Origin of the sequence: Mesorhizobium sp. M0045 (genome assembly GCF_040323385.1) — a bacterium.
Lineage (GTDB): Bacteria > Pseudomonadota > Alphaproteobacteria > Rhizobiales > Rhizobiaceae > Mesorhizobium.
This window is the reverse complement of record NZ_JAMYUY010000012.1, coordinates 104,677-130,785: the sequence shown is the minus strand read 5'-3', so window position 1 is coordinate 130,785 and position 26,109 is coordinate 104,677. Positions and strand designations below refer to the sequence as shown.

The 26,109-nt window shown below is 62.7% G+C and carries 18 protein-coding genes; 13 read left to right on the top strand and 5 right to left on the bottom strand.

Going from position 1 to position 26,109, the window contains the following annotated elements; all coding sequences use genetic code 11:
- Positions 1-44 precede the first annotated feature (44 nt).
- A complete protein-coding gene (locus NKJ72_RS19805) occupies positions 45-1,850 on the top strand; it encodes an ABC transporter ATP-binding protein (RefSeq protein WP_352479006.1) in 1,806 nt (601 codons plus the stop codon).
- 133 nt (positions 1,851-1,983) lie between these two features.
- Positions 1,984-3,357, top strand: a complete 1,374-nt coding sequence (gene gltX, locus NKJ72_RS19800) for a glutamate--tRNA ligase (RefSeq protein WP_352479005.1) — start codon at positions 1,984-1,986, stop codon at positions 3,355-3,357.
- Here gltX and NKJ72_RS19795 read toward each other — a convergent pair.
- On the bottom strand, positions 3,275-4,477 hold the full coding sequence (locus NKJ72_RS19795; RefSeq protein ID WP_352479004.1) for a DUF2865 domain-containing protein: 1,203 nt from the start codon (positions 4,475-4,477) through the stop codon (positions 3,275-3,277). The two genes, gltX and NKJ72_RS19795, sit on opposite strands and share 83 nt — an antisense overlap.
- A gap of 259 nt (positions 4,478-4,736) precedes the next feature.
- Between NKJ72_RS19795 and NKJ72_RS19790 the strand changes: the two genes are divergently transcribed.
- Positions 4,737-5,357 (top strand): DUF1287 domain-containing protein, encoded by a 621-nt coding sequence (locus NKJ72_RS19790; RefSeq protein ID WP_254820170.1) that lies wholly within the window; start codon positions 4,737-4,739, stop codon positions 5,355-5,357.
- A gap of 12 nt (positions 5,358-5,369) precedes the next feature.
- Here the strand turns inward: NKJ72_RS19790 and NKJ72_RS19785 are convergent, their stop codons facing one another.
- Positions 5,370-7,694 carry an NADP-dependent malic enzyme gene (locus NKJ72_RS19785; protein ID WP_352479003.1) on the bottom strand — a complete coding sequence of 775 codons (2,325 nt, stop codon included), beginning with the start codon at positions 7,692-7,694 and terminating at the stop codon, positions 5,370-5,372.
- Between the two features lie 399 nt (positions 7,695-8,093).
- On the opposite strand from NKJ72_RS19785, the gene NKJ72_RS19780 reads away from it, so the two are divergent.
- Together NKJ72_RS19780 and NKJ72_RS19775 are read left to right on the top strand one after the other, a co-directional pair.
- Positions 8,094-9,494 (top strand): selenium-binding protein SBP56-related protein, encoded by a 1,401-nt coding sequence (locus NKJ72_RS19780; RefSeq protein ID WP_352479002.1) that lies wholly within the window; start codon positions 8,094-8,096, stop codon positions 9,492-9,494.
- Between the two features lie 24 nt (positions 9,495-9,518).
- Complete coding sequence (locus tag NKJ72_RS19775; protein WP_352479001.1) at positions 9,519-10,184, top strand: hypothetical protein; 666 nt, start codon at positions 9,519-9,521, stop codon at positions 10,182-10,184.
- Between the two features lie 141 nt (positions 10,185-10,325).
- On the opposite strand, the gene NKJ72_RS19770 is transcribed toward NKJ72_RS19775, so the two are convergent.
- On the bottom strand, positions 10,326-11,105 hold the full coding sequence (locus tag NKJ72_RS19770) for an SDR family oxidoreductase (RefSeq protein WP_352479000.1): 780 nt from the start codon (positions 11,103-11,105) through the stop codon (positions 10,326-10,328).
- A gap of 120 nt (positions 11,106-11,225) precedes the next feature.
- On the opposite strand from NKJ72_RS19770, the gene NKJ72_RS19765 reads away from it, so the two are divergent.
- Complete coding sequence (locus NKJ72_RS19765) at positions 11,226-12,047, top strand: UDP-2,3-diacylglucosamine diphosphatase (RefSeq protein ID WP_352478999.1); 822 nt, start codon at positions 11,226-11,228, stop codon at positions 12,045-12,047.
- A 127-nt stretch (positions 12,048-12,174) separates the two neighbouring features.
- The gene (locus tag NKJ72_RS19760) at positions 12,175-13,392 is read left to right on the top strand and encodes an MFS transporter (RefSeq protein ID WP_352478998.1); all 1,218 of its coding nucleotides are present in this window, start codon (positions 12,175-12,177) and stop codon (positions 13,390-13,392) included.
- On the opposite strand, the gene dgcA is transcribed toward NKJ72_RS19760, so the two are convergent.
- On the bottom strand, positions 13,363-14,346 hold the full coding sequence (gene dgcA, locus NKJ72_RS19755; RefSeq protein WP_352478997.1) for an N-acetyl-D-Glu racemase DgcA: 984 nt from the start codon (positions 14,344-14,346) through the stop codon (positions 13,363-13,365). The genes NKJ72_RS19760 and dgcA overlap by 30 nt on opposite strands.
- 77 nt (positions 14,347-14,423) lie before the next feature.
- On the opposite strand from dgcA, the gene NKJ72_RS19750 reads away from it, so the two are divergent.
- The 4 genes from NKJ72_RS19750 to NKJ72_RS19735 all read left to right on the top strand — a co-directional run bounded on the left by NKJ72_RS19750 (position 14,424) and on the right by NKJ72_RS19735 (position 18,509).
- Positions 14,424-15,608, top strand: coding sequence for an ABC transporter permease (locus NKJ72_RS19750; protein WP_352478996.1), 1,185 nt, complete (start codon positions 14,424-14,426; stop codon positions 15,606-15,608).
- Between the two features lies 1 nt (position 15,609).
- Positions 15,610-16,428 carry an ABC transporter ATP-binding protein gene (locus NKJ72_RS19745; RefSeq protein WP_254820179.1) on the top strand — a complete coding sequence of 273 codons (819 nt, stop codon included), beginning with the start codon at positions 15,610-15,612 and terminating at the stop codon, positions 16,426-16,428.
- A gap of 13 nt (positions 16,429-16,441) precedes the next feature.
- Positions 16,442-17,815: an MlaD family protein gene (locus NKJ72_RS19740; RefSeq protein WP_254820180.1), complete on the top strand. Its 1,374-nt coding sequence runs from the start codon at positions 16,442-16,444 to the stop codon at positions 17,813-17,815.
- Between the two features lie 127 nt (positions 17,816-17,942).
- Complete coding sequence (locus NKJ72_RS19735) at positions 17,943-18,509, top strand: ABC-type transport auxiliary lipoprotein family protein (protein ID WP_352479047.1); 567 nt, start codon at positions 17,943-17,945, stop codon at positions 18,507-18,509.
- Between the two features lie 105 nt (positions 18,510-18,614).
- Here the strand turns inward: NKJ72_RS19735 and NKJ72_RS19730 are convergent, their stop codons facing one another.
- The gene (locus tag NKJ72_RS19730; RefSeq protein ID WP_352478995.1) at positions 18,615-25,001 is read right to left on the bottom strand and encodes an apolipoprotein A-IV repeat region-like domain-containing protein; all 6,387 of its coding nucleotides are present in this window, start codon (positions 24,999-25,001) and stop codon (positions 18,615-18,617) included.
- Between the two features lie 285 nt (positions 25,002-25,286).
- On the opposite strand from NKJ72_RS19730, the gene NKJ72_RS19725 reads away from it, so the two are divergent.
- Together NKJ72_RS19725 and NKJ72_RS19720 are read left to right on the top strand one after the other, a co-directional pair.
- On the top strand, positions 25,287-25,655 hold the full coding sequence (locus tag NKJ72_RS19725; RefSeq protein ID WP_352479046.1) for an Hpt domain-containing protein: 369 nt from the start codon (positions 25,287-25,289) through the stop codon (positions 25,653-25,655).
- Positions 25,656-25,752: 97 nt separating this feature from the next.
- On the top strand, positions 25,753-26,073 hold the full coding sequence (locus tag NKJ72_RS19720) for a 2Fe-2S iron-sulfur cluster-binding protein (RefSeq protein WP_254817397.1): 321 nt from the start codon (positions 25,753-25,755) through the stop codon (positions 26,071-26,073).
- Positions 26,074-26,109: the final 36 nt, after the last annotated feature.

Sequence of the window (26,109 nt, the reverse complement as noted above, 5' to 3'; positions counted from 1 at the left end):
TCGACCTTTTCCGGGATCGGGCTCGTTTGCGCCCGAATGACATCATGGCTCGTTTTCGAATAGATTTGCGCGCGGGCGCCTTTCGCAGCGTTCTTGGCTTCACGTTCAGCCATTGGCGGCGTCAGCCGTGGCGGCTTGCCGGCATTATGGGCACGTTCCTGCTGTCGACCTTGGCCGACGTGCTGACGCCGCTCTATTCCGGCCGGCTGGTGGATGCCGTCGCCAGCAGTGCTGCGGCCGATGATGTTGCGTGGAACGCGGCGATGGCGGCCTTTTCGATGCTGGTTGCCCTGGCGCTCACCGGTGTCGTGCTGCGCAATCTCGCCTTCATGGCCATTGTCGAGCTGACCTTGAAGATGATGGCGGATATCGCCGCCGACGCCTTCCACCGCGTACAGCGCTTCTCCACCGACTGGCACGCCAACAGCTTCGCCGGATCGACGGTGCGCAAGATAACGCGCGGCATGTGGGCGCTCGACCTGCTCAACGACACGATCCTGATCGCGCTGCTGCCGTCGGTCGTCATGCTCGTCGGCTCGACGCTGCTGCTTGGCTGGTTCTGGCCGCTGATGGGCGCGATCGTCGCCATCGGTTCGGTTCTGTTCATCGCGGTGACGACGATGCTGTCGCTTGGCTATGTCGCGCCCGCGGCAAGGCTTGCAAATGCGTGGGATACACGGCTTGGCGGCTCGCTGGCCGATGCGGTGAGCTGCAACGCCGTGGTCAAGGGTTTTGGCGCCGAGGAACGCGAGGAGACGCGGCTTGCCGAGGTCGTCGCCAAATGGCGCGGTCGCACGCGCCGCACCTGGATGCGCGGCACCGTCAACGGCACCACGCAAGGGACGATGCTGCTGCTTTTGAGGGGAGCGGTCATCGGCTTCTCCCTGCTTTTGTGGTCGTGGGGGCAGGCGAGCGCCGGCGATGTCGCCTTCGTGCTGACCTCATTCTTCGTGCTGCAAGGCTATCTGCGCGACATCGGCACGCATATCCGCAATCTGCAGCGCTCGATCAACGACATGGAGGAACTGGTCGACTTCCAGTCCGTACCACTCGGCATCGAGGATCGGTCCGGAGCCAAACCGATCCGGATCACCGATGGCCGTATCACCTTCGACAATGTAACATTCCATTATGGCAGCCACCGCCTGCCGCTCTATCGCGACTTTTCGGTGGATATCGCGCCGGGCGAACGGGTTGGGTTGGTTGGCCATTCGGGCTCCGGCAAGACGACATTCGTCAAGCTGATCCAGCGCCTCTACGACGTGACTGCGGGCAATATCCTGATCGACGGCCAGGATATTGCCAATGTGGCGCAGGCGTCGCTGCGCGCACAGATCGCAATCGTCCAGCAGGAGCCGATCCTGTTTCACCGATCGCTGGCCGAAAACATCGCCTATGCCCGGCCGGCCGCCACGCAGGCCGAGATCGAGCACGCGGCGCGGTTGGCCAGCGCGCATGACTTCATCGCCAATTTGCCGCAAGGCTATGGCACGCTGGTCGGCGAGCGCGGCGTAAAGCTGTCGGGCGGCGAGCGTCAGCGTGTTGCAATCGCACGCGCCTTCCTTGCCGATGCGCGCATTCTCATCCTGGATGAGGCAACGTCGAGCCTCGATTCGGAATCGGAGGTGCTGATCCAGCAGGCGATGGAGCGCTTGATGGTCGGCCGCACGACGCTGGTAATTGCCCACCGGTTGTCGACGGTGCGGGCGCTGGACAGGCTTTTGGTGTTCGATCGCGGCCGCATCGTCGAAGAGGGCTCGCATGACCAGCTGATCCGGCTGCAAGGCGGCATCTACCGCCGGCTGTTCGAACGCCAGGCGCTTGAACTGACCAAAGGCCTGGTGATCTGACGGTTACGGCGCCGCACGTCTTGATAGACGTGCCGCGCTGCAGTCTTTTCTTCGCCTTTGTCATGTTCTATGTCTGCCGCCGAGCGCGGGGGCGCGTCTTGTCAACAGCAAAACCATCCGGTACGCCCCGCTCATGACAGTTACCGTCCGTTTCGCCCCGTCACCGACCGGCCGCATCCATATCGGCAATGCGCGCACCGCTTTGTTCAATTGGCTGTTCGCCATCAAGAACAAAGGCCGCTTCATCCAGCGCTTCGACGACACCGACGTTGCCCGTTCGACGCAGGAGTTTTCCGACGCTATCCTGTATGACCTGCATTGGCTGGGCATCTTCCCCGACGCCACGGAGTACCAGTCGCGGCGCGTGGAAATCTACGATTCCGCACTGGAGAGGCTGAAGGAGGCGCGCCTCGTCTATGCTTGCTATGAGACGCCCGAAGAGCTCGACCTGAGGCGCAAGGTGCGCCGCACACGTGGCCTGCCGCCAGTCTATGGCCGCGAGGCGTTGACGCTGACAGCTGAGCAGGTGGCGGAATATGAGGCCGATGGGCGGCGGCCGCACTGGCGCTTTCTGCTGCCCAACTTCACCGGCGATCCGTTGCAGCCGGAGCGCACCGAAATCCATTGGAACGACCTGGTGCGCGGCGAAGAAACCGTCGACCTCGCCTCGCTTTCAGACCCGGTTCTGCGGCGTGAGGACGGCACCTACCTCTATACATTACCTTCGGTTGTCGACGACATCGACATGGGCGTCAGCCATGTCATTCGCGGCGACGACCACGTCACCAATACCGGCGTTCAGATAGCCCTGTTCCGAGCACTTGGCGCGGAGCCGCCGGTGTTCGGCCACCACAATCTCCTGACAACGGCATCAGGCGAGGGACTTTCGAAGCGCACCGGCGCGCTGTCCATCCAGAGCCTGCGTGAGAACGGCATCGAGCCGATGGCGGTGGCTTCGCTGGCGGTGCTCGTCGGTACCTCGGAAAACGTCGTAGCGGTGCCAGCGATGGCCGAGCTAGCCGAGCGCTTCGATCCGGCTGCAACATCGAAATCCGCCGCCAAATTCGACCCGGACGAGCTCTTCGTGCTCAACCGCACGCTGCTGCACCACATGCCGTTTTCAGAGGCGCGCGACCGGCTGATCGTGCTCGGCATCTCCGGCGAACAGGCCGAGCCTTTCTGGCTGGCGGTGCGCGGCAATCTCGACAGACTGGCCGATGCGGCGATCTGGTGGCGTACGCTTCGAGACGGCCCAGAGGAGCCGGCGGAGTTTTCCGACGAGGACCGCGACTTTCTTCGCCAGGCATTCGAGCTGCTGCCGGAAGAGCCTTGGAACGGCACTGTCTGGAAGGACTGGACGGGCAAGATCCGAGCGGCGAGCGGCCGCAAGGGCAAGGCCCTGTTCATGCCGCTCAGGCTGGCGCTTACGGGACAGTCTTCCGGTCCGGAGCTTGCAGATCTGTTGCCGCTGCTGGGTCGGGAAGGAACGTTGGCCCGACGACCCTGACCTTGCGCTGCTCCGGCGGCGGCAGCGATGTCGGCGAGGGCAGAGGTTTGGCGGCAAGCCGTCTGGCCGCCTCACGGTCGAGGCCGCCTTGCGAATTGGCCAAGGTCTCCGGGTCGGCGCCCGGATCAGGCTTGGCAACCGGCAGCGGAACGAACGGGGTGGTCTCCATGCTCGCCTCGGATTGTGCCGGGGTTGGCGGGTTGCCGGCGATGATCTGGAAATTCTGCACGGCATTGCAGCCGCAGGTCGGCGGCCGGGGCGTGTCGGATTGCTTGTAGAGGTAGGCCGTCGACAACTCGATATAAGGCCTGCCGGTCACTGAAGACGTCATCGACGCCGAATCGTCGTTCATGCTGCGCGTGTAGAAAACCTGCATCTCGGTGCCGGGGCAGCTAGATTCGCAATTCTTCTGGTCGCGCTCGAAATCGCCCAGCGAGGCAGCATTCGACATCGGGAAGAAATAGCCGTCGCAGGTCCGCACGCACATGGTGCGGAATTCGCCTCGCGGCTGGCCCAACTCGTCGGCGTTGTTGAGGATGCTGCGGATGTTGCGCGGCTGACTTAGCTCTTCAGCCTGGTCGAGCTCTTCGGGCTGGTCGGGCGCACCAGGTTCACTGCCCAAAAGCTGGTCGAGCAGGCTTCGGTTGCCGTTTTCACGGCTGGCTTCGCGGACAGGTGTGGGCGTCGACGCCGCATCATCGCGGCAGCCATTGGCGTCAAGCGAGGCCAATATGCGCGCGCGATCGCGTCGCGAACCACCGCCGGCAAGCTCACTGCGCTTGGCCTGCAAGGCGTCGAGATTGGCAGCCATGCGATCGATGGTGGCGTCGAGTGCCGCGCATGCGTTGGCGTTGCGGCGAGACAGTGAGAAGCCGCAGCCGGCGCTGCTGGACTGGCTGACGGCTTTTGAAATCTGCTGGCGCTGCCGGGCGATCGCGTCGTCGTATTTCCTGAGCAGGCCCGGCTTGCCGCCGCCACCACGAGAAGCGGCGCCAAGATCGGCTTCAAGCTGGCGGCAGAGGCGCGAAGCGGCCTGCGACTGAGTGACGGCAATGCCGCACAGTAGCAGGACGCCGAGCAGCGCGGCTGCCCGCGTCAGCTTGCAATGTGCGCCCGTCATCCCTCCGGACCTCCACCTGCCTGTCATTCAGAACTACCGCGCTCGCGGTTAACCGTTCGTTTAGCATACCGCCGATTCCGGCTTCGGCTCAAATCGGCGATGGCTTGCGCCTGTGCGCGATCACGACGAGGGCTGTCATGCCGACCACCCCCCACGGCCTTTTTCGGACAGAGCCAGAACCGCGACATCCTGGCGTTGCACGAAAAAGGCGTATTCGCCGAGAAGAATGCCTGGATTCAGTAATGCCCGGAGGCTTGGGATGACCTCGATTACCCGCCGAGCCGCGGTGCAATTTGGTCTTTTATGCCTGGCGATGCCGGTCGCCATGGCGCAGGAAAAGCTTGTCACGCCGGATTGGGGCACCAGATTGGTCGAAGCCGCTCGTGAGCAGATCGGCGTCACCACGCTCTACGATCCGACCTATACACGCCTGGCCTATCCGGGCGGGGACGTTGAGCCAGAGCGGGGTGTGTGCACGGATGTCGTGATCCGTGCCTATCGCCGCGCCTTCGATCTCGACCTGCAAGAATTGGTGCATGAGGATATGCGGGCCAATTTTGCCGCCTATCCGAAGGCTTGGGGCTTGAAGGCGCCCGACCGCAACATCGACCACCGCCGTGTGCCCAATCTTGCGGTCTATTTCGAGCGGCGCGGTGCTGTCTTGCCCGTCACCCAAGACCCCGCCGATTATCGGCCTGGGGATCTCGTCGCTCAGATGCTGCCCGGCAATCTGTCGCATATTGCCATCGTGTCGTCCAATCACTCCACTGTGGTGCCGACAAGAAGGCTGGTTATTCACAACATCGGCGGCGGCGCTAGAGAAGAGGACACTTTGTTTGCCTTCAGGCAGACAGGGCATTTCCGGTTCAAGCCAGTCTGAGAAGGCCCATCGCTAGCCCAGATCGACGATGGCTTGCGCCTTATGCGCGGCTTCGACCACTGCCAGTGCCGTCATGTTGACGACGCCGCGCGAGGTGACCGACGGTGTCAATATGTGCGCCGGGCTGTCGGTGCCGAGCAGGATCGGGCCGACATGCAGCGCGTCCATCATCGTGCGCAGCGCGGTCAGCGTGATGTTCGCCGAATCGAGATTGGGAAACACCAGCAGATTGGCTTCGCCCTTCAGCCGCGAATGCGGATAGACGCGTTGGCGCAGCTGCTCCGATAGTGCCGAGTCGGCATGCATCTCGCCGTCGCATTGCAGGTCTGGCGCGATGCGCGCCAGGATCGCCGCCGCCTGCCGCATCTTCATGGCGCTTGGCGAATCGCGGGAGCCGAAATCAGAATGCGACAGCAGCGCTGCCTTGGGCTCAATGCCGAAACGCTGAATTTCCTCGGCCGCCAAAACGGTCATTTCCGCAATTTCTTCGGCGGTCGGATCGACGGAGACATGGGTGTCGGTGAGGAAAATGATCCCGCGCTGCGAGATCAGCATGGACAGCGTCGACAGGTCGCGATCCCGAATGCCGGGGCGCGGCCCGATGATAAGCGTCACGTTGCGCAAATGGCGCTCGAAACGGCCTTCGAGCCCGCAGACCATGGCGTCGGCGTCGCCGCGCTTCAGGGCAAGGGCCGCGATCACCGTATTGTCGGTGCGCACCATGGTGCGCGCGGCTTCCGTCGTCACCCCACGCCGGCCGGCAAGCTCGATCAAAAGGTCGACATAGTGGCGGTAACGCGGATCGTCTTCCGGGTTGATCAAGCCGAAATCGACGCCCGGCTTGATGCGCAGCCCGTAGCGCTTCAGCCGCACCTCGATGACATGCGGGCGGCCGATCAGGATCGGTTCGGCAATGCCTTCCTCGAGCACGACCTGGGCGGCGCGAAGCACGCGCTCGTCCTCGCCGTCGGCATAGATGACGCGTTTGGCGCTCGACGTCTTGGCCATCGAGAACACCGGCTTCATGACCAGGCCGGAGCGGAAGACGAAGCGGTTCAGCTTGTCGATATAAGCGGCGAAATCGGTGATCGGCCGGGTCGCGACGCCGGTCTCGCAAGCTGCCTTGGCGACAGCAGGGGCAATGCGCAGGATCAGCCGCGGATCGAAAGGCGAGGGGATCAGGAACTCCGGACCAAAGATCGGCGTCTCGCCGGAATAGGCACGCGCGGCAACGTCGGACGGCTCTTCGCGGGCGAGCGCTGCAATCGCTCGCACAGCAGCCATCTTCATCTCTTCGTTGATGGCGCTTGCGCCGCAATCCAGCGCGCCACGGAAGATGTAAGGAAAACAGAGTACGTTATTGACTTGATTGGGGAAATCGGAGCGGCCGGTGCAGATCATCGCGTCGGGCCGCGCCGCCCGTGCTGCTTCCGGCATGATTTCGGGATTGGGATTGGCCAGCGCCAGGATCAGCGGCTTTGGCGCCATGTGGTGGAGCAATTCCGGCCTCAGCACGCCGGCGGCAGACAGGCCGAGAAACACGTCGGCGCCGGGCAGAACGTCGGCCAGCGTACGCGCCTCGGTGTCCTTCACATAAGGGTCTTTCCAGCGGTCCATCTCCTCGACGCGGCCCTTATGGGCGACGCCGAACCGGTCGGTGACCCAGATGTTGTCGACCCGCGCGCCGAGCGAGACCAGCAGGTTGAGGCAGGCAAGCGCCGCAGCACCAGCGCCCGACGTGACGATCTTGATGTCCGAGATGGACTTGCCGGCGAATTCCAGCCCGTTGAGCACGGCGGCGGCGACGATGATGGCGGTGCCGTGCTGGTCGTCATGGAAGACTGGTATGCCCATGCGGGCTTTCAACTGCTCCTCGACTTCGAAGCATTCGGGCGCTTTGATGTCTTCCAGGTTGATGCCGCCGAAGGTTGGTTCCAGCGCCGAGATCGTTTCGACCATGCGCTCGATGCCCGGTGCGTCGATCTCGATGTCGAAGACATCGATGCCGGCGAACTTCTTGAACAGCACCGCCTTGCCTTCCATCACCGGCTTGGAGGCGAGCGGACCGATATTCCCGAGGCCCAGCACCGCCGAACCGTTGGTGACAACTCCGACCAGATTGGCGCGGGCTGTATAGTCGGCGGCGGTTGCCGGGTCGTCGCGGATTTCAAGGCAGGGGGCGGCGACGCCCGGCGAATAGGCAAGCGCCAGGTCGCGCTGATTGCCCAGCGGCTTCGTCGCCTGGATTTCAAGCTTTCCGGGACGGGGGTGCTTATGGAAATAGAGCGCCGCTTCGTCGAGGTCGGATCGGGCCGCCTTCTTGCTTTCGCCTGTCATGACGGCCGCCTCCTCAGTTTAGTCCGTTTGGTGTTTTGAGTCTCTTAGCATGCAGCCGAGGCTTTTCGAGAGATGATATGTCGCAAGGGCGAGCTTGCGGCTTGCACCCCCGCCCTCCTGTGCGGTCTGCCATTGAGATGTTGGGGCGATAGGCGGGGTGCTGCGGCGAGGTACGCCGCCCAGTTCGAATGTCTTGTGGCGCTCGTCGCTCACAGAGGCCTCGCGGCGAAACAAGTCGAGATTGCAGTTCTCCAAAATCCGTGAGATTCTTCGAAAAGTCGCACGAAACAGCGTGCGAACAACAAAGCGCCCCGACGTTTTCGGCGGACATCCAAACGCATCACAGATCGTGCCCCTGATTGTCGGTCGGACTGCTTAACCTGCCAAGGGAGGACGACAATGACTGTACGGCCAGACCCGACTTTCCACGCGACTGCCAAGCTCGCAATGCAGGCGCCAGCCGAAAATTTTGCCTACACTTTGATGTTGAGTCCCGACTTCTCTCAGCCAGATGGACTAGCCATAGTTGACGTAAACCCGAAGTCGAAGGACTACGGCAAGGTCGTCCATAGCGTGATAATGCCGAACAAGGGCGACGAGTTTCACCATTTCGGCTGGAACGCGTGCTCTTCGGCCCTTTCGCCGCTGAATGGTCACCCGTTTCTCGAGCGCCGCTTTCTGATCATTCCCGGTATTCGATCTTCGCGCATTTACGTCATCGACACCAAGGGCGGGCCGACCAAGGCCAAGATCCACAAGGTCATCGAGCCAGAAGAAGTGTTTGCCAAGACGGGCTATTCCAGGCCTCATACGATTCACTGCGGTCCGGAAGGTATTTATGTCTCGACGCTTGGGGGCGGGGGCCCTGACGGCACCGACGGACCTCCCGGCATCTTTGTCATGGATTGCCAGACGTTCGACGTCATCGGGCGCTACGAGATCGATCGCGGGCCGCAGGACAAGCAGTATGATTTCTGGTGGAACCTGCCACGCGACTACATGGTGTCGAGCGAGTGGGCCCTTCCGCCCCAGTTCGAGCAGGGCATCGTGCCTGAAGACCTCCTGTCGAACAAATATGGACACCGGGTGCATTTCTGGAATTTGCGCGAACGTAGGAACGTGCAGACCATCGATCTGGGCGCCAACCACCAGATGGCGCTGGAAGTCCGCCCCGCCCATGACCCGGTCAAGGAATACGGTTTCCTTGGAGTGGTCGTCGACACGACAAACCTCGAGGGATCGATCTGGACCTGGTGGCGCGAGGGCGGCAAATTCCATTGCGAAAAGACGGCGACCATCCCGCCCGAGGCAGCCGCCAAGGATGACCTGCCGCCGTTGCTTCAGGGCTTCGAGGCGGTGCCGCCGCTAGTAACCGACATCGACCTGTCGCTCGATGACCGATTCCTCTACGTATCCTGCTGGGGCACCGGCGAGATGCGCCAATACGATGTGACCGATCCGATGAAGCCTAAGCTTGCAGGGTCCATCCATATTGGCGGCATCACGCGCAAGACCAAGCATCCCGGCGGCGGCGACTACAGGGGCGGACCGCAAATGGTCGAGATCAGCCGCGACGGCAAACGCGTTTACTGGACCAACTCCCTGTATTCGACTTGGGACGATCAGTTCTATCGCGATGGTATTCCGGCAGCCATGGTCAAGGCCAATGTCGGCGAGAACGGTGGGATCACCCTGGACAAGGACTTTTATGTCGAGTTCCCCGAGGGGTATCGCTCGCACCAGATTCGTCTGGAAGGCGGCGATTGCTCGACGGATTCGTTCTGCTATCCGTCGGTGTAACCGACTGCCCGGGTCAATGAAGCGATGAGCGAGTGGACGACGGCCGGTCTCTGGCTGGCCGTCGTCGCCAGCGGCATTTATCACGGCATCAATCCTGGCATGGGCTGGCCGTTGGCCGTTTCGGCCGGCCTTTTGGACAGACGTGCCGGCGAATTGTTTCGGGCGCTCGGGCTTTTGGCAATAGGCCACTTCGTGGCGATGATCGGTATCCTGCTCCCCTTCGGCGCGATGCTGACGCTCATCGTCTGGGAACGACAGATTCGCATCGCGGCGGGGTTGATTGTGATCGCAGCCGGGATCTATCTCCTGATCAACCGGCGCCACCCGCGTGTTCTTGCCCGTATCCCGCCGGCGCAATTGGCCTTGTGGTCTTTCGCGGCCGCCACCGCGCATGGCGCCGGGCTAATGCTGGTGCCGATTTATCTCGGCCTGTGCCAGGCAGGCGATCTCGATGTTGGACACCAGGCGGCTATCACGCTCATGGCCGGTAATCTGATCACCGCCACCGCCGTCTCCGTGGTCCATACGGCCGCGATGATTGTAAGCGGCGGTGTTATCGCCATTGCCGTCTATCGATGGCTCGCACCCAAGTTCATCTCACAAAGCTGGTTCAATCTCGACAATGTGTGGGCCGTGAGCCTGATCCTGGTGGGGGGAATTGGGATCGCGGGTATCGGATTCGCTCTCTAGGTTGCATGTATTGGCAAAGGAATTCTCCCTTCTGCGAATGTCAGGAAAGGTCAGATCGCATCATGCGGCGCTCGCAACCCAACAACCGCAAAGGGTCGTTCTTCCGCCGTCCAGACGGTAACCAAGCGTTGGATACTACCACTAGAACGCGCTGACGTAGAGGCCGCCGTCGACCGGTATGTTCTGCCCGGTCAGGTAGCCGGCATGGACCGAGCACAGGAAGGCGCAGATCTGGCCGAACTCCTCCGGCGTGCCGAGCCGTTTGGCCGGAACATTGGCTGCTGCTTGCGCCTTGCGCGCGGCAGCGGCCGCCGGATCCTCGACACTGCCGGGTTCATGCGGGCCGCGCAGCCGGTCGGTGTCGAGTTTTCCCGGCAGCATGTTGTTGATCGTCACATTGCGGTCGATCACCGTCCGCGCGACGCCGGCGAGGAACGAGGTGAGGCCGGCGCGGGCGCCGGACGACAGGTCGAGGCCGGGGATAGGCACATAGACGGACAGCGAGGTGATGTTGACGATGCGGCCGAAGCCGCGCGCCGCCATGCCGTCGATCACGGCCTGAACCAGTTCGACAGGGGTTACCATGTTCTGGGTGACGCCCTCGAGGATCTTTTCGCGGTCGAGCGCGCGGAAATCGCGAAACGGCGGACCGCCATTGTTGTTGACGAGGATGTCGGGATCGGGGCAGGCGGCAAGCAGCGCCTTCTGGACATCGGGCTTGGATATGTCGCCGACGATCTCGGTCACCTTGACGCCGAATTTCTCCCGCAGTTCAGCGGCGGTTTTGGCCAGCACGTCGGCGCTGCGGCCATTGACTACCAGATCGCAGCCTGCCTCCGCCAGTGCCATGGCGCAGCCGCGTCCCAAGCCTTTGCTCGAAGCGCAGACGATGGCCTTCTTGCCGCGAATGCCGAGATCCATGGTGATTTTCTCCTCTGATTGCCGCGGCAACCTATCCGGATGGCTGGACCAATCGCAACCGTCATACGGTTGTTGCATGAATCGGGGCATAGCCTCACGCGAAAGCAACGGTGACAAATGATGTCCGGCGCAGAGCCCCGCACTTTCCGCAGCATGTTCATCTCCGACGTCCATCTCGGATCGAAAGCGGCGAAGGCCGAGTTCCTGATCGATTTCCTGCGCCATCACGATGCCGATATCATCTATCTCGTCGGCGACATCGTCGACGGCTGGCGCTTGAGACGAAGCTGGCATTGGCCGCAGAGCCACAATGACGTCGTCCAGAAATTGCTGCGCAAGGCGCGCAAGGGCGCCAGCATCACCTACATCGCCGGCAATCACGACGAGTTCGCGCGCCAGTTCCAGGGCGTGCATTTCGGCGGCATTGTCGTCGCCGACCGCGCCATCCACGAGACCGCCGATGGCAAACGCCTTCTTGTCATTCATGGCGACCAGTTCGACACCGTCGTCCACAATGCGCGCTGGCTCGCCTATCTCGGCGATTACGCCTATGACGCGGCGATGCTGGTCAACCGCGTCATCACGCGCCTGCGCCAGGTGCTCGGCCTGCCTTACTGGTCGTTCTCGTCCTGGGCCAAGGTCAAGGTCAAGAAGGCGGTGAATTTCATCGGCTCGTTCCAGACCGTGCTGACCGAGGAGGCGCGCCGCTCGCACGTCGACGGCGTCATCTGCGGGCACATCCACCATGCCGCGATCGAAAGCTACGAGGACGTGCAGTACATCAACACCGGCGACTGGGTGGAGAGCTGCACGGCGGTGGTCGAGCATTTTGACGGCCGGATGGAGATCCTGCACTGGGCGCATGTCCTGCCGGAGACTCCGGTCGGCGGCGAGGTGCTCGTGCCGATCGACATCAAGGGCAAGGCAGTCCAGGCGGCTTGACCAAAACCCGGCCGCCCTCGCTTCAATCGGTTAGTCCAGCGGTTTCATCGACTTTTTCGCCGTGTTATGCAGCGGCAGGTGTGGTGGGCCGACCCGGCTGAATGCCGTGCCGACGGATCGCCTGTCAATGTCCTCGCTGCCGCCGCTTTCGCCCGAACAGCTCGTCAAGCCACGCCATTTCGAACTGCGCATGAGCTTGATCTTCTTCACGCTCTTCGTGCCGCTCGGAACGCATGTGCCGTATTTTCCCCTGTGGCTGCAGGCCAAGGGGTTCCACGCCGAGCAGATAGCCGTGATCCTCGCCGCGCCGATGTTCCTGCGTGTGGCAACGACGCCTTTTCTTACCGCGCTGGCAGACAAAGCGAGCGACCGCGCCAATGTCTATGTTGCGCTGGTCGCCGCATCGCTGATCCTGTCCGCCGGCTACCTCCTGCCGCCGACCTACGCAATGGTACTTGCCGTATCCCTGGCGCTGACGGTCGTTTGGACGCCGCATTCGCCGATTGCCGATTCGCTCGCCCTTTCAGGCGTTCGCCGCTTCGGCTCGAACTACGCCGGCATGCGCAAATGGGGCTCGATCTCCTATCTCTGTGCTAATCTCGCCGGCGGTTTCATCTTGTCGGCGAGCGGTGCTCAGGCTGTCCCGGTGATCATCTTCGTGTCGTTATGCGCTGCGCTAGCCGCCGGGCTGATTGCGCCGCGCCTCGGCCGCCCGCGCCGCGCCTCGCCGCTTTCGGCTGCCGACATTCAGCAATCGGCGTCAAAACTCCTCAACCCGTATTTTCTTTATTTTTCGACCGGGGTCGGCGTCATCACCGCCAGCCACGCGTTTCTCTACGGCTTCGTGTCGATCTACTGGAAGTCGATCGGCATCAGCGATTCGGTTGTTGGGCTGCTGTGGGGGTGGGGCGTCGTCGCCGAGATATGCATGTTCGTCGTCTTCACCCGGGCTTTCGCCTCCTTCTCGGTCGTGTCGATCATGCTGATTGCCGGGACAGGCGCTATCGTGCGCTGGATCGCCTTCCCTTTGATCTGGCCGCTTGGGCTTGGCGTTGGCGGGTTTTTCGCGATCCAGACGCTGCACGCGGTTTCGGTGGCGCTGGTGCTGATTGGCCTGCAAAAGATGATCGGTGAGACCGTCGTGGAAGAACGCACCGGGGCGGCGCAAGGCATCGCCTACTTTTCCAACGGCTTCTTCATGGCGGTGGCGACGCTGATTTCCGGTCCTCTTTACGACCGCTTCGGCGCGAGCGGCTTCTTTGCCATGATCCCGATCGCCCTGACGGGCCTGGCGCTGATCGGGCTTGCGGCGCGTTCAGCCCCACAGCGCCGGCTCGGGCGGTGACACCAGCGACCCTCGATAGACGAGACCGGGAACGCGGTCGCGGGCTAGCAGCAACGGACCGTCGAGATCGACGAAATCGGCATCCTGCGCCAACAGAACGGCCGGCGCCATCGCAAGCGATGTGCCGACCATGCAGCCGACCATAACGCCAAGACCCAGTTCGCGGGCGCGGTCGCGAAGCACGAGCGCTGCGGTCAGGCCGCCGGATTTGTCGAGCTTGATGTTGATGGCGTCGTAGAGGCCGACAAGCGCTCCAATATCCTTCGCCTCGTGCACGCTTTCGTCGGCGCAGATCGGCACCGGATGCGCGATGTGGCGAAGAATACCGTCATGTCCCGCCGGCAGCGGCTGTTCGATCAAGGCGATACCTTGCGCAGCGGCAAAGGCGAGGTTTTCTACGATGTTGTCGTTCGTCCAGCCTTCGTTGGCATCAAGAATGATTCGGCTGTCGGGTGCCGCCGCCGTCACTGCGCGGATGCGGGCGATGTCGTTGTCGCCGCCGATCTTGACCTTGAGCAGCGGGCGCTGGGCGTTGGCGCGGGCCTGCGCCGCCATCGCTTCCGGCTCGGCGAGCGACAATGTGTACGCCGTCTCAAGCGGTCGTAACGGAACGGTTCGTATCGTATGCGCCACCGGTGTTCCGCTGATCTTCGCTTCCAGGTCCCAGAGCGCGCAGTCGATGGCGTTGCGTGCCGCGCCGGCAGGCATGGCACCGAGCAGGGCGATGCGGCTGATGCCGTGCGCGATCTCACTGCGCATCGCCTCTATCGCGCCACGCACACCCTCAACGGTCTCGCCATAGCGCTTGTAAGGAACGCATTCGCCGCGCCCTGTACGGCCGTTTTCGGTGATGGCGCAGGAAATCACCTCCGCTTCGGTCTTCGAGCCGCGCGAAATGGTAAAGGTCCCGGCTATCGGAAAGCGCTCGGCCTCGACCGAAATGACACGCGCCATATTTTTCTGCTCCGGCTGTGCACAAGGAGGATGTCGGCAAATCGACAGCTCGGCCCCGTCAGGCTAAACAGGACGCCATGTTGACCATCCGCAAACGCGACGCAAGCGGCCCTGCCAAGGAGCCCGACCACCAGCCGCGCATCGCGATCGGCGAGGAGGGCGGCGTTCTCGGCTGCGCTTTCTCGGGAAGCTGGACGACACGCACCGTAGCGTTGGTCGATGCCGAGATGCGCAAGATCGAGAAGCGCAGCGGCTTCAAGACGCTGGCGCTCGATCTGTCGCAGATCGAGAAGATGGACACTGCCGGCGCTTGGCTGATCGACCGCCTGGTCAGCAGCTTCGAAAAGAAGGGCGTCGAGATCAAGATGCAGGGGCAAAGCGAGATTGCCTCGATCCTGCTTGGCGCCGTCGGCGATGCGGTTCGACGCGAGCCCGGATCCGGTCCGGCAAAGCCGCCCAACTTCATCATTCGGGGGCTCGAGGCGGTAGGCCGTCGCGTCTATGAGATGCGCGACGATTTCCTGGCCGCAATGAACATCCTCGGCGCCACGATACGCGGCTCTCAGATGAAGCTTGGCCGTGGCCATGCCGTCAATATGGCGGCGATCTTCAACCAGATCGATCGCATGGGCGTCGGCGCCATACCGGTGGTGGTGCTGATGTCGGCCATCGTCGGTGCGATCGTTGCCCAGCAAGGCGCCTATCAGCTCAGTTATTTCGGCGCCGACATCTTCGTCGTCGACCTGGTCGGCGTGCTGATCCTGCGCGAGCTCGGCGTTTTGATGACGGCGATCATGATCGCCGGCCGCTCCGGTAGCGCGATTACCGCCGAGATCGGCTCGATGAAGATGCGCGAGGAGGTCGATGCGCTGAAGGTGATCGGTCTTAATCCAATCGGCGTGCTGGTGTTTCCGCGGCTGGTCGCGCTGGTCGTCGCGCTGCCTTGCCTGACGATCATCGCCAACTTTGCAGCACTGGGCGGCGGCATTTTGGCTGCGTGGCTCTACTCTGACATTGCACCGGCAGCGTTCATCGACCGGCTGCGTGTCGCAATCGACCTCAGCACCATCTTTGCGGGCCTGATCAAGGCGCCGTTCATGGCCATGATCATCGGCATAATCGCCTCGGTCGAGGGCATGAAGGTTGGCGGCAGCGCCGAATCGCTCGGCCAGCATGTGACCGCCTCAGTGGTGAAGTCGATCTTCGTGGTCATTATCCTCGACGGGCTTTTCGCCATGTTCTATGCAGCGATCGAGTTCTGAGATGGCGCTGCCGGGCACAAACACGACCAAGGTGGCGACGAAGGTCAAAGAAGACGAGATCGTGCTGTCGGCTCACGACATCACGGTATCGTTCGCCGACCAGGTCGTTCTCGACAAATTGTCACTCGATATCTGGCGCGGGGAGATTCTCGGCTTTGTTGGTGCCTCCGGTGCGGGCAAATCTGTTCTCTTGCGCACCATCCTTGGCTTGACGCGCAAGCAATCGGGAACAATCAAACTGTTCGGCGTCGACGTCGAGAAGGCAACCGAAAGGGAGCGCCTTCGCATCGACATGCGGCTTGGCGTGCTGTTCCAGCATGGCGCCCTTTTTTCGGCGCTGACGGTCCTCGAAAACGTTCAGGTGCCGATGCGTGAATATCTCGATTTGCCGAAGAAGCTGATGGACGAACTTGCCATGCTTAAGGTGGAGTTGGTCGGACTGCCGCCGGAGGCGGCGCAGAAATTCCCCTCCGAGCTCTCCGGCGGCATGATCAAGCGCGCCGCCTTGGCGCGCGCCCTGGCGCTCGATCCGGACATCGTTTTCCTCGACGAACCGACGTCCGGCCTCGATCCAATTAGTGCGGCTGAATTCGACGAATTGGTCGTCAAGCTGCGCGATACGATGGATTTGACCGTGTATATGGTCACGCATGATCTCGACACGCTGTTTACCGCGTGCGATCGCGTGGCGGTACTTGGCAACAAGAAAGTGCTGGTCGAGGGCACGATCGACGACATGCTCAGGAGCGAGGAACCCTGGGTAAAATCCTATTTCCGCGGAAAACGCGCCCGGCAACTTGATCTTGCGGCGCGCGCATAGCCATAAGTGAGCAATGGAAACCAGGGCCAACTACGTCATTGTCGGCATTTTCACGCTGGCCGCGATCCTCGCGGCTTTCGCTTTCGTCTATTGGACGGCGGCTATCGGCGAAAGGGGCGAGACGGCGGTGCTGCGCGTGCGCATTCCAGGCTCCGCTTCGGGGCTCGGCCGTGGCAGTTTCGTGCTGTTCAATGGCGTCAAAGTCGGCGACGTGCGCCGTGTCTATATCGACGTCGACAATCCGACTGCTGCTATCGCCGACACCGAAATAGACCGGAATACGCCTATCACCAAGTCGACGCAGGCCGATATCGGGCTTGCCGGCCTCACCGGCCAGGCCAACATCGAGCTCAAGGGCGCCGACCCCAAGGAGCCAAAACTCCTCGACGAGGCGGAAAAGGAAGGCCGCGTCGCCGAGATCGTTGCCAACCCGTCGGCCGTCACCAACCTGCTGCAGACGGCGCAGAACATCTTCACCCGGGCCGACAAGGTCCTTTCGGAGCTCGAAGGCTTCACCAAGGATGTTCGCGGGCCGCTGACGCAGACCGTCAACAATGTCCAGACCTTCTCCGATGCACTGGCCAGGAATGCGGACGGCGTCGACAAGTTCCTGGCCAGCGTCAGCTCGCTGGCGGACGAATTAAAAGGTGTTTCGGGCAAGCTCGACGGCACCCTGAAGGCGGCGGAAGGGCTACTCAATGCCGTCGATAAGGACCAGATCAAGAGCATCGTCGCCAACGTCGACACGGTCACCGCCAATCTCAAGGAAACCAGCAAGCAGTTCGACACGGTTATCAAGAACGTCGACACGGCGGTCGGCTCGATCAACGACTTCGCCCAGAAGACGCAAGGCACGCTGGCCAAGGTCGACGGCGTTCTCGACGGCATCGATCCGGCTGAGGTGCGCACCGCGCTGGCCAATATCCAGAAGGCCAGCGAAAACGCCAACGAGGCTGCCGCCGACATCGCCAAGGTGACCAACAAGTTCGCCAACCGAGCCGACGACATCGATGAAACCATCAAAGACGCGCACCAACTCGCAGGACGCCTCAACGATGCCTCGGTGCGAGTCGACGGTATCCTTGCCAAGGTCGACAAACTGCTCGGCTCCGGCCAGGCCGACGGCGTCATGGCCGACGCCAGAGCGACGCTGAAATCGTTCAAGCAGGTCGCCGACACGCTGAACGCCCGTCTCGGTACCATTACCGACAATCTGGCGCGGTTCTCGGGACAAGGGCTGCAAAACGTCGAAGCGCTGGTCCAGGACAGCCGCCGTTCGATCAATCGCATCGAAGAGGCGGTAACCGATCTCAGCCGCAACCCACAAAGGATCTTGTCCGGCGGCGAGGGCGAGGTCCGGCAGTTCGACGGCAGGGTGCGCCGTTGACTTCGATCCCCGACCACCGCAAGAACATAGCTGGCAGATGCGCATTGTTTCCACGATCCGGGGGGGATCGCGTTTGAAGTCGATCAGTTCAGGCAGCATCACATCGGGTGGGTCTAAGGTCGGGGCGATGTTGCTGGCGCTTTCGCTTGCAAGCTGCGCGGCCTTGCCGGGCGGCAGACCGGCGCCGCTGGATACGTTCGAGCTTTCGGCGCCGTCGCTGGAAGCGCGTGCCCGCAGCCGGCGCCAGATACTCATCGCCCAGCCTTCGGCGCTCAAGGCGCTGGATAGCCAGAACATCGTCATCAAGCCATCACCGCGATCGATCCAGTATCTCAAGGGCGCGCAATGGGCCGACCGGCTGCCGATGATCGTACAGGCGCGGCTGGCAGAGACGTTCCAGCGCTCGGGCAGCTTCACCGGCGTTGGCAAGCCAGGCGAGGGGCTGGCGATCGACTATCAGGTGATCGTCGAGATCCGCTCGTTCGAGGTGCGTGTCGATGGCGGCGAACATGCCGAGGTCGAGCTGTTCGTGCGCCTGTTGAACGACCGCAACGGTGAAGTGCGCGCTTCGAAGACGTTTAGCGCCATCGCGCCCGTTTCGGGCAATGGCAACCAGGCCTATGTCGGCGCGCTCGATGCCGCGTTCGGCGATGCGGCCGGGCAAATCGTCCGCTGGACCGACACTGTGATCTGACGCGGCCGGAACTGCTGGCACGGCACTCTACAGCGCCAATGGAATTCAGTACGGCATGAAAAAGGCGGGAAATCCCGCCTTTTCGTTTATTCTCTATCGCCCGCTCTAGTGAAGGCGGCCGCTGGCGTGTGCCAGCATCGTGTAGACCTTGCCGGTATCCGAGGTCAGGTAGGTCTGTGCCATGATGTTGTCGCGGTCGTTGCGCGACACGTCCTTGAGCAGCTTTTCGAAATCGTCGCAGTAACGATCGACAGCAGCTCGGAACTCCGCCTCCGACTGATATTTGCGGCGGATCTCGTCGAACGTCTGCTGGCCCTTCAGCGTGTAAAGTCGGCGCGTGAAGACGTCGCGCTCGCCGCGCCGGTAGCGGTTCCAGAGCTCGATCGAGGCATCGTGATCGATGGCGCGCGCGATATCGACCGAAAGCGAGTTCAGCGATTCCACGACATGAAGCGGCGAACGCGCAGCGGGAGCAGGGCGCGGCGCTTCGGCGGGCACCGCCGGCTTGGCGTCGTCTTCGCGCGATGCACCGGTCAGGAGGTCGCGCACCCAGCCGCCTTGCGGCGTGCGGCCGTTGGGGTCGCGGTGGCGTGGCGCTTGGTCTGCGGGACGTTCGAGGTCGAGCGTGCCGCGCAGCGCCGCCTCGCCCGAAGGCGCCTGCGGGGGACGGCGCTGTTCTGGAGCCGGAGCCGGGCGACGTGGCGGCTCAGCGGCGCGTGCGGCAGGCGCTTGCGGCGCCGGACGCAGGTTGCGCTGTTCCGAACTGTCGGCGCTACGGCCAGATTTCGCAACGATTTCAGAAAGTTCCTTCAGCGCGTTGATCTGCTCTGAAACGGCACGGCGGATAGCCGTGGTCGATTCCTTTGCCTCTTCCGGCATCTCGATGACGCCTTTCTTGAGCTCGGCGCGGGTGAGGTCGAGCTCGCTCTTGATCGAGCCGGCGGTACGCCGCATCTCCTCGGTCGCATCGGCAAAGCGCTTGGTGGCCGAATCGACCACTTCGGAAATCGCGGTACGGATCTTGTCGGCGGATTCCAGCGTCTTGCCTTCGGCGTTCTGCAGCGTTTGGCCGACCAGATTCTCGAACGAGCGCATGACCCTTTCGAGATCTTCCGATTTCTTGACAAGGCCGACGGCGAGGTCCTCCAGCGACGATTGCCTTTCGAGCGTGTGCTCGAGATTGCTCTGGGCCGAGCTCAACAGGTCCGAGGCGCTGGAAAGCAACCGGCTGTGCTCGTCGAACTTGGTGGCGATGGAAGCAACCTCGCGCAAGGTCGAGGACGACAGCTCGGTGAGCCGCGTCGTGTTCGAATCGACCAGGCGCGCCGAACTGGCGAAGGTCTGCGCGGTCTTTTCCGTGGTCGCTGCGAAGCTTTGCGTGCTCCCGGTCAGGCGTTCTTCAACCTGGCCGAGATTGCCCGCCGCCTGCTCGATCAATTGACCGAGCTGCGAGCTGGAGGTGGTCATGCGGCCGATGAGGTCGGCAACGCTGTCGGCAAGCGTCGAGCGCGCGCCTTCGACGGCCGACAGGGTTTCGGCCGTGCGGCTGGCGAGGGCGTCGACGAGGGCGGCGTTTTGAGTGCGCAGCTTCTCGGTTGCACGTTCTGTGACCTCTTCCATGCTCTTTTGCAGCTCGGAGCCGCCCTGGGCAAAGCGCTCGACCAGAGGCCGTGCCGTCTCGTCCAGGATTTTCGATATTTCAGCCGAACGTGCCGCAAGCATCGTATTGAGCTCGCGAGTATTGGCACCGATGGTCTTTGCAGCGTCATTGGTGCTCTGGCCGATATGCTGGCCGACCGCGGTGAAGGTTTCGGCGATCGTGTTGGCACGCGAGACCAACTGCGCCTCGGCGTTCGCGACCTGCTCGTTGAGCTTTTGGCCCATTGTCTCGGCGGAGTAGGCGAGGCGGTTCTCGACGCCGGCGACCTGCTCCTCGACGCGGGCCGCTGTGGCAGCCGCACTCGATGCCAGGCGTTCATCGGCACCGGCAAGCACCTGCTCGATTTCACGGGCATGGACGGCGAGTTCCTGGCCAGTCTGCCTGGCGCGCTCGGCAACCCGCTGCTCGGTGCTGGTGAAGGCGCCGACAATGGTGTCGGCATGTTCGCCGATGGCGGTTTTGCTGTCGGCGATACGGGATACCAGGCGATGATCCGCCTCCTCGAAGATGCGGCCGATCTCGGACGCACGGGCCGAAAGTGCTTCGGAGCCTTCGGCAATGCGCGAAATAAGTTGCTGGTCGGCGGCATCGAAAATGCGACCCAAATCCGACGCGCGTGCCGCGAGCGCTTCGGCGGATTCGCCGATGCGCACGCCCAGCCGCTCGTCGGCCGTTTCGAAATTGCGCAGGATGTCGCCGGCACGTGCCGCCAGCGACTGGGCCGTTTCGATGGCGCGAGAGACAAGCCTGTGGTCCGCCGCGTCGAAGGTGCCGGCAATCTCACTTGCTCTGGCTGCCAGCTGATCGGCCGTTTCCTGGGCGCGCGCGAGCAAGGTGTTCGACGTGTCGTCGACGCGGGCAATCAGTGCGCTCGACGTATCCTCGGCGCGCGCGGCAAGGCGACGATCCGCCTCTTCAAAGGTGCGGGCGATGTCCTCCGCCCTGGCGAGCAGGGCAGCCGAGGTCTGTTCGGCGCGCTCGGCGATCTTGCGGTCGGCATCGCTGAATGCCGCGCCCGCCTGCTCATGCAGCGCGCTCGTGACTTCCAGGACCTTCTCGCGCAGCGCCCCGGCGACGAAGACCGCGCTTCTTTCGAGCACACTGCGAACGTTGTCGACACCCGTCGACAGCGCCCGCTCCATGGTGCTGGCGCGCTCCTCGATGATGCCTGTCTGCCGGCTGAACGCCTGCTCGATCTTTTCTACGTCGGCAGCGATTGCATCGGAGATGTCGGTGCTCCTGGCGGCGATCTGGTCGATATGGCCGGACAGCGAACGGTCGACATCCTTGCGCGTTTCGGCGAGCCTGGAGAGATCGTCCTGCAATGCGCGGGTCAGCATGTCGCGGCCCTCGCTCAGTTTGCCGACATGACCGGCGACGATCTCGTCGACCTCGCTGCGGCTCATTGCAAGCCTCTCCAGGTCGGCTTCCAACGCGCGCCTGAGGATGTCGCGGCCTTCCGCCAGTTTCTCGACCTGGCCGGCAACCAGCCCATCGATGCTCGAACGGCTTTCGGCCAGCTTGGCGAGATCGTCCTCGAGCGCCTTCGACAGGGTCGAGCGGTCCTGGACGAGCTTCTCTGCGTGGGTTGCGACAAGGCTGTTGACGTTGCCGAGATCGGCTTCCAACGCACGCGAAAACTGCGCGCGATTATCGGTCAATAGCTGCGACTGATCGGCGATGGCGCCCCTGATCGTGTTGAGATCGGCCTCCAAGGCGCGCTTGAGGATATCGCGGCCTTCGGCCAGTTTCTCGACCTGGCCGGAAACCAGTCCGTCGATGCTCGAGCGGCTTTCGGCCAGCTTGGCAAGATCGTCTTCCAAGGCGCGCTTGAGGATGTCGCGACCCTCGGCCAGCTTCTCGACCTGGCCGGCGACCAGCCCGTCGATGCTCGAACGGCTCTCTGCCAGCCTGGCAAGATCGTCCTCGAGCGCTTTCGAGAGGGCCGAACGCTCTTCGGTAAGCTTGTTCATATGTTCGGAGACGACGCCCCGCACGGTCTCGAGATCGGTCTCCAGTGCCCGCGACAGCTGACCACGGTCTTCCGCCAGCTTTTCGGACTGGCTGGCGATGACGCCCTTGACAGTGCTCAGATCGGCTTCGAGCGCACGCTTGAGGATGTCGCGGCCCTCTGCCAGTTTTTCGACCTGGCCGGCAACCATCACATCGATGCTCGAGCGGCTTTCGGCCAACTTGGCGAGATCGTCTTCGAGCGCCTTCGAAAGCGTCGAACGGTCTTCGGCAAGCTTGTTCATGTGATCGGAGACAACGCCCCGCACAGCCTCCAGGTCGCTCTCCAGCGCCCGTGACAACTGGCCACGGTCTTCCGCCAGCTTTTCAGACTGGCTGGCGATGACGCCCTTGATAGCGTTCAGGTCCGATTCAAGCGCGCGCTTGAGGATATCGCGGCCTTCCGCCAGCTTCTCGACCTGGCCGGCAACCAGCCCATCGATGCTCGACCGGCTTTCGGCCAGCTTGGCAAGATCGTCCTCAAGCGTCTTCGAAAGCAGGCTGCGGTCATCGGCGAGCCTGCCGGAATGATCAGCGATCAGACTCCTGATGTCGGAGAGGTCGTTATCGAGTGACTGGGAAAGACCGCTGCGGTCTTGCGCCAATTTCGCCGAATGCGCCTCGATGAGGCCATTGATGCCGGCGATGTCGGCTTCCAGCGCACTGGCGAGTATGGCGCGACCCTCTGCGATCTTTTCGACCTGACCGGCGACGAGGCTGTCGATGGCGGCGCGATTCTCTGCCAACTTGCCGAGGTCGGCCTCGAGCGCGCGCGAAAGGATGCTGCGGCCTTCGGCGAGCTTGCCGACGTGCCCGGCAACCATTTCATCAATTATCGTACGAGCTTGCACGAGTTTTCCGGAGTCTTCGTTCAAGGCCTGGGCCAGCCTGTTGCGACCCTCTTCAAGGCTTTCGAGATGGCTGCCCAGTGAAGCGTCGATCGCTGCGCGCGATTCGTTGACCTTGCGCAGATCCTCCTCAAGGGCGCGCGAGATAAGGCTGCGGCCTTCGGCAAGCTTCTGCACCTGGTTGGCCACCGCTGCGTCGATTTCGGCGCGACCCTCGGCGAACTTCGCCAAATCGGCCTGCATTGCCGCCGCCATCCGGTCGCGGCTTTCGGAAAGCTTGCGGCTATGGTTTTCGACGGCTTCCTCTATGCCGGCGCGAGCATCGGCAAGCCGCTCGATGTCCGTGTCGAACGAACGCGATACGACATGGCGTGCCGCTTCCATGCGCCCGGCGAAATCGCCGGCGCGGGCTTCAAGCATGGTCGAGGTCGATGAAATGATGTCGGCCATGTCGGCACCGATCTGGGTCTTGCCCTGATCGATCATTGCCGACAGCGTCTCCTTGCTATCCTGGAAGGTGTGGGCGATTTCGCGCGCGCGCTCGACCAGCGTCTCGTTGATCTGGCGTGCGCGAGCCTCCAGCGCGGCGTTGAGCTTCTGCGTGCCGGTGTCGAGCGCCTCGGCGCGGGTCTGGAACTCGCTGATCAGCGCCTGGCCACGTTCGGCAAGCGTCCGCTCGATGCCGTTGAGGCTGGCTTCGAATTCCGAATTGAGTGTGCGGGCGGCGCCGCCGAGCAGCGACACCATGCCGCTCGTGCGGTCGTCGAGCAGGTCGGTCAGCGACCGCGTCAGGCCATCGGTGGTGTCCGTCAGCTTGGCGATGCGGGTGTCGAGCAGGCTGGCGAAGGCCTCGCCCGACGTCGACAGCCGATCGGTGATCGATTCGAGCCGGCCCTCCACCGAATCGAAGATCGACATCGAGCTTCCGTTGATCCTGTCGATCAGCGTGTCGCCGGATTCGTTGATCGTCATCGACAGCTTGGTCGAGGCATTGAGAATGCTGTCGCGAATGATATCGCTGGCGGCGTTGATCTCGTCTTTCAGTGTCTCGTGGGCGCCGGTGATCGAGGCGCGCACGCGCTCGGCATGGGTGACGACTGCTTCGCGCTCGCTGCCCAGCCCATCGACCAGCGAGCGGATGCGGGACTCGTTCTCTGAATAGGAGCGCTCGATCTGGTTCACCTCGCTGTGAACCAGCGTTTCGAGCTCGACGGCACGCGCAAGCGTGCGTTCGATGCCTTCGCCCATGGCTGCCACCTCGCGGCGAACCGCTTGGCCGATCATCATGACGCGATCCTGGGCAAGATTTTCCGGCTCGGCCAGACGGAAGGCCACCTCGGTCATCGACTGCGCGGCAAGGCGCATCTCCTGAGCGCGGCGAATCATCACTGCGAATGCCCAGAACAGGATGACGGGCACGATTGCCGCGACCGCCAGGCCGATCAGCTCGGGACGGGCGAAGAACTGATCGAAGGTGCGGATGTTCCAGATGCCAGGTCCGAACAACAGGTTCGCAAGGCCGCCAGCGCCGGCGATCCAGGCCAGCGAAACGAAAGCCACGACCCAATAGATCGTGTTCGAGGCGCGCCGATTGAGGGTGTGCAGGAGCGTTTTATAGTCTTTTTGACGATCGTCGTTGGCCGGCGAGAAAGCTGCCGGCTGCGAGCCATTGCGCGTTGCGACAGGACGCAACTCAGCTGGCTTGGCCTTTGGCGCGGAATTTGCGTTCTGGCTTTGATTGGCGGCTGGTGCCGCGTTCTGGGTCTGGTCCGGCGCAGGCGGTTCGTTCTGGCTGCGACCTTCGCGCGCCAGCTCGTCGGCGGCTTGCGATATTTGCGCTTCCAGATCTTCCATGGATGCCGCCATGTCGAAGTCGCCGCCGGCATCGCCGCTCAGGTCGATATCGAGTGCCTTTTCGAGTTCCCTGGCTACGTCGCTGTCGAGCGTTCTTGTCGTCGTTGGTTTCTTCGCCATGCCTTCGCTACCCTGTACAAGCTGCGGCGGGACTTATGGTTCTGCTTATTGATTCTGCCTAGCGTGTCCCGCGCAGGAGGCTGAAAATGGACCTGTCGTATCGTAATGACACAGCCGGGTAAAGAAAACATGCATTCCGCCCGATACGTAAAACTTTAAATATAAGGTTAACACAGCCGTGATTCCGGCGCCGTTATCGCGACATTTTTCCGGGCCAATCATTAACCCGTTGTCCACCGGATACGCCTAGTTTTTGCGGCGGTCGAAGAACGGAGTCTCAAAGTGATACGTGGCGAAAACGGCATTGCCTTCTCGATGCCCGGCGGCGATGTGTCGGGGACAGCCGGGGCGCGGCCGATCGACCTGAGGCATCTTGCGCGCCAGACGATGGGCGATCGGAGCCTCGAGCAGGAGGTGCTGGCTCTGTTCGTGCAGCAGGCGCTGTCGGTGCGCGACAAGATCGTCGATGCGGATGTCGGGCAGCGGCTGCTATTGGCACACGGGCTCAAAGGCTCGGCGCGCGGGGTCGGCGCCTTCGCCATCGCCGATTGCGCCAGTGCGATCGAATGCCGGCCCGAAGACGCCGGCACGCTGAAGCGGCTTGGCTCGCTGATCGAAGAAGTGCGCGACTTCGTCGCCGCCATCAGCCGATAGCACTTATTCCCGAAACGCCACACAGCGGCGCTTTGGCGCCGCAGTTGACTTGTCCGGCAGAGTGATTATGTCGGCTCAGACTCCCTTCAGGTGACAAATGACCAAGCTGACCTTCATCGCCCATGACGGCACGCGTTTTGACGTGGATGCCGAAAACGGCTCAACCGTCATGGAAAATGCGATCCGCAATGCGGTGCCGGGAATAGAAGCGGAATGCGGCGGCGCCTGCGCCTGCGCGACCTGCCATGTTTATGTCGACGAAGCCTGGACGGCGGAGGTCGGCGAGCCGGAAGCCATGGAAGAGGACATGCTGGATTTCGCCTACGACGTCCAGCCGAATTCGCGGCTGTCATGCCAGATCAAGGTGCGCGACGCCCTCGACGGGCTGGTCGTGCGCGTGCCGGCCCGCCAGGGCTGAAGCCGATTTTTGCCGCTGCCGCTTGGCAGCGGACCA

Coding starts and splice junctions, on each gene's coding strand:
- NKJ72_RS19730 (WP_352478995.1), bottom strand. CDS start 25,001: ATGGCGAAGAAACCAACGACGACAAGAACGCTCGACAGCGACGTAGCC.
- NKJ72_RS19765 (WP_352478999.1), top strand. CDS start 11,226: ATGTCCGGCGCAGAGCCCCGCACTTTCCGCAGCATGTTCATCTCCGAC.
- NKJ72_RS19750 (WP_352478996.1), top strand. CDS start 14,424: ATGTTGACCATCCGCAAACGCGACGCAAGCGGCCCTGCCAAGGAGCCC.
- NKJ72_RS19790 (WP_254820170.1), top strand. CDS start 4,737: ATGACCTCGATTACCCGCCGAGCCGCGGTGCAATTTGGTCTTTTATGC.
- gltX (WP_352479005.1), top strand. CDS start 1,984: ATGACAGTTACCGTCCGTTTCGCCCCGTCACCGACCGGCCGCATCCAT.
- dgcA (WP_352478997.1), bottom strand. CDS start 14,346: ATGGCGCGTGTCATTTCGGTCGAGGCCGAGCGCTTTCCGATAGCCGGG.
- NKJ72_RS19740 (WP_254820180.1), top strand. CDS start 16,442: ATGGAAACCAGGGCCAACTACGTCATTGTCGGCATTTTCACGCTGGCC.
- NKJ72_RS19770 (WP_352479000.1), bottom strand. CDS start 11,105: ATGGATCTCGGCATTCGCGGCAAGAAGGCCATCGTCTGCGCTTCGAGC.
- NKJ72_RS19795 (WP_352479004.1), bottom strand. CDS start 4,477: ATGACGGGCGCACATTGCAAGCTGACGCGGGCAGCCGCGCTGCTCGGC.
- NKJ72_RS19775 (WP_352479001.1), top strand. CDS start 9,519: ATGAGCGAGTGGACGACGGCCGGTCTCTGGCTGGCCGTCGTCGCCAGC.
- NKJ72_RS19760 (WP_352478998.1), top strand. CDS start 12,175: ATGTCCTCGCTGCCGCCGCTTTCGCCCGAACAGCTCGTCAAGCCACGC.
- NKJ72_RS19720 (WP_254817397.1), top strand. CDS start 25,753: ATGACCAAGCTGACCTTCATCGCCCATGACGGCACGCGTTTTGACGTG.
- NKJ72_RS19780 (WP_352479002.1), top strand. CDS start 8,094: ATGACTGTACGGCCAGACCCGACTTTCCACGCGACTGCCAAGCTCGCA.
- NKJ72_RS19745 (WP_254820179.1), top strand. CDS start 15,610: ATGGCGCTGCCGGGCACAAACACGACCAAGGTGGCGACGAAGGTCAAA.
- NKJ72_RS19805 (WP_352479006.1), top strand. CDS start 45: ATGGCTCGTTTTCGAATAGATTTGCGCGCGGGCGCCTTTCGCAGCGTT.
- NKJ72_RS19785 (WP_352479003.1), bottom strand. CDS start 7,694: ATGACAGGCGAAAGCAAGAAGGCGGCCCGATCCGACCTCGACGAAGCG.
- NKJ72_RS19735 (WP_352479047.1), top strand. CDS start 17,943: ATGTTGCTGGCGCTTTCGCTTGCAAGCTGCGCGGCCTTGCCGGGCGGC.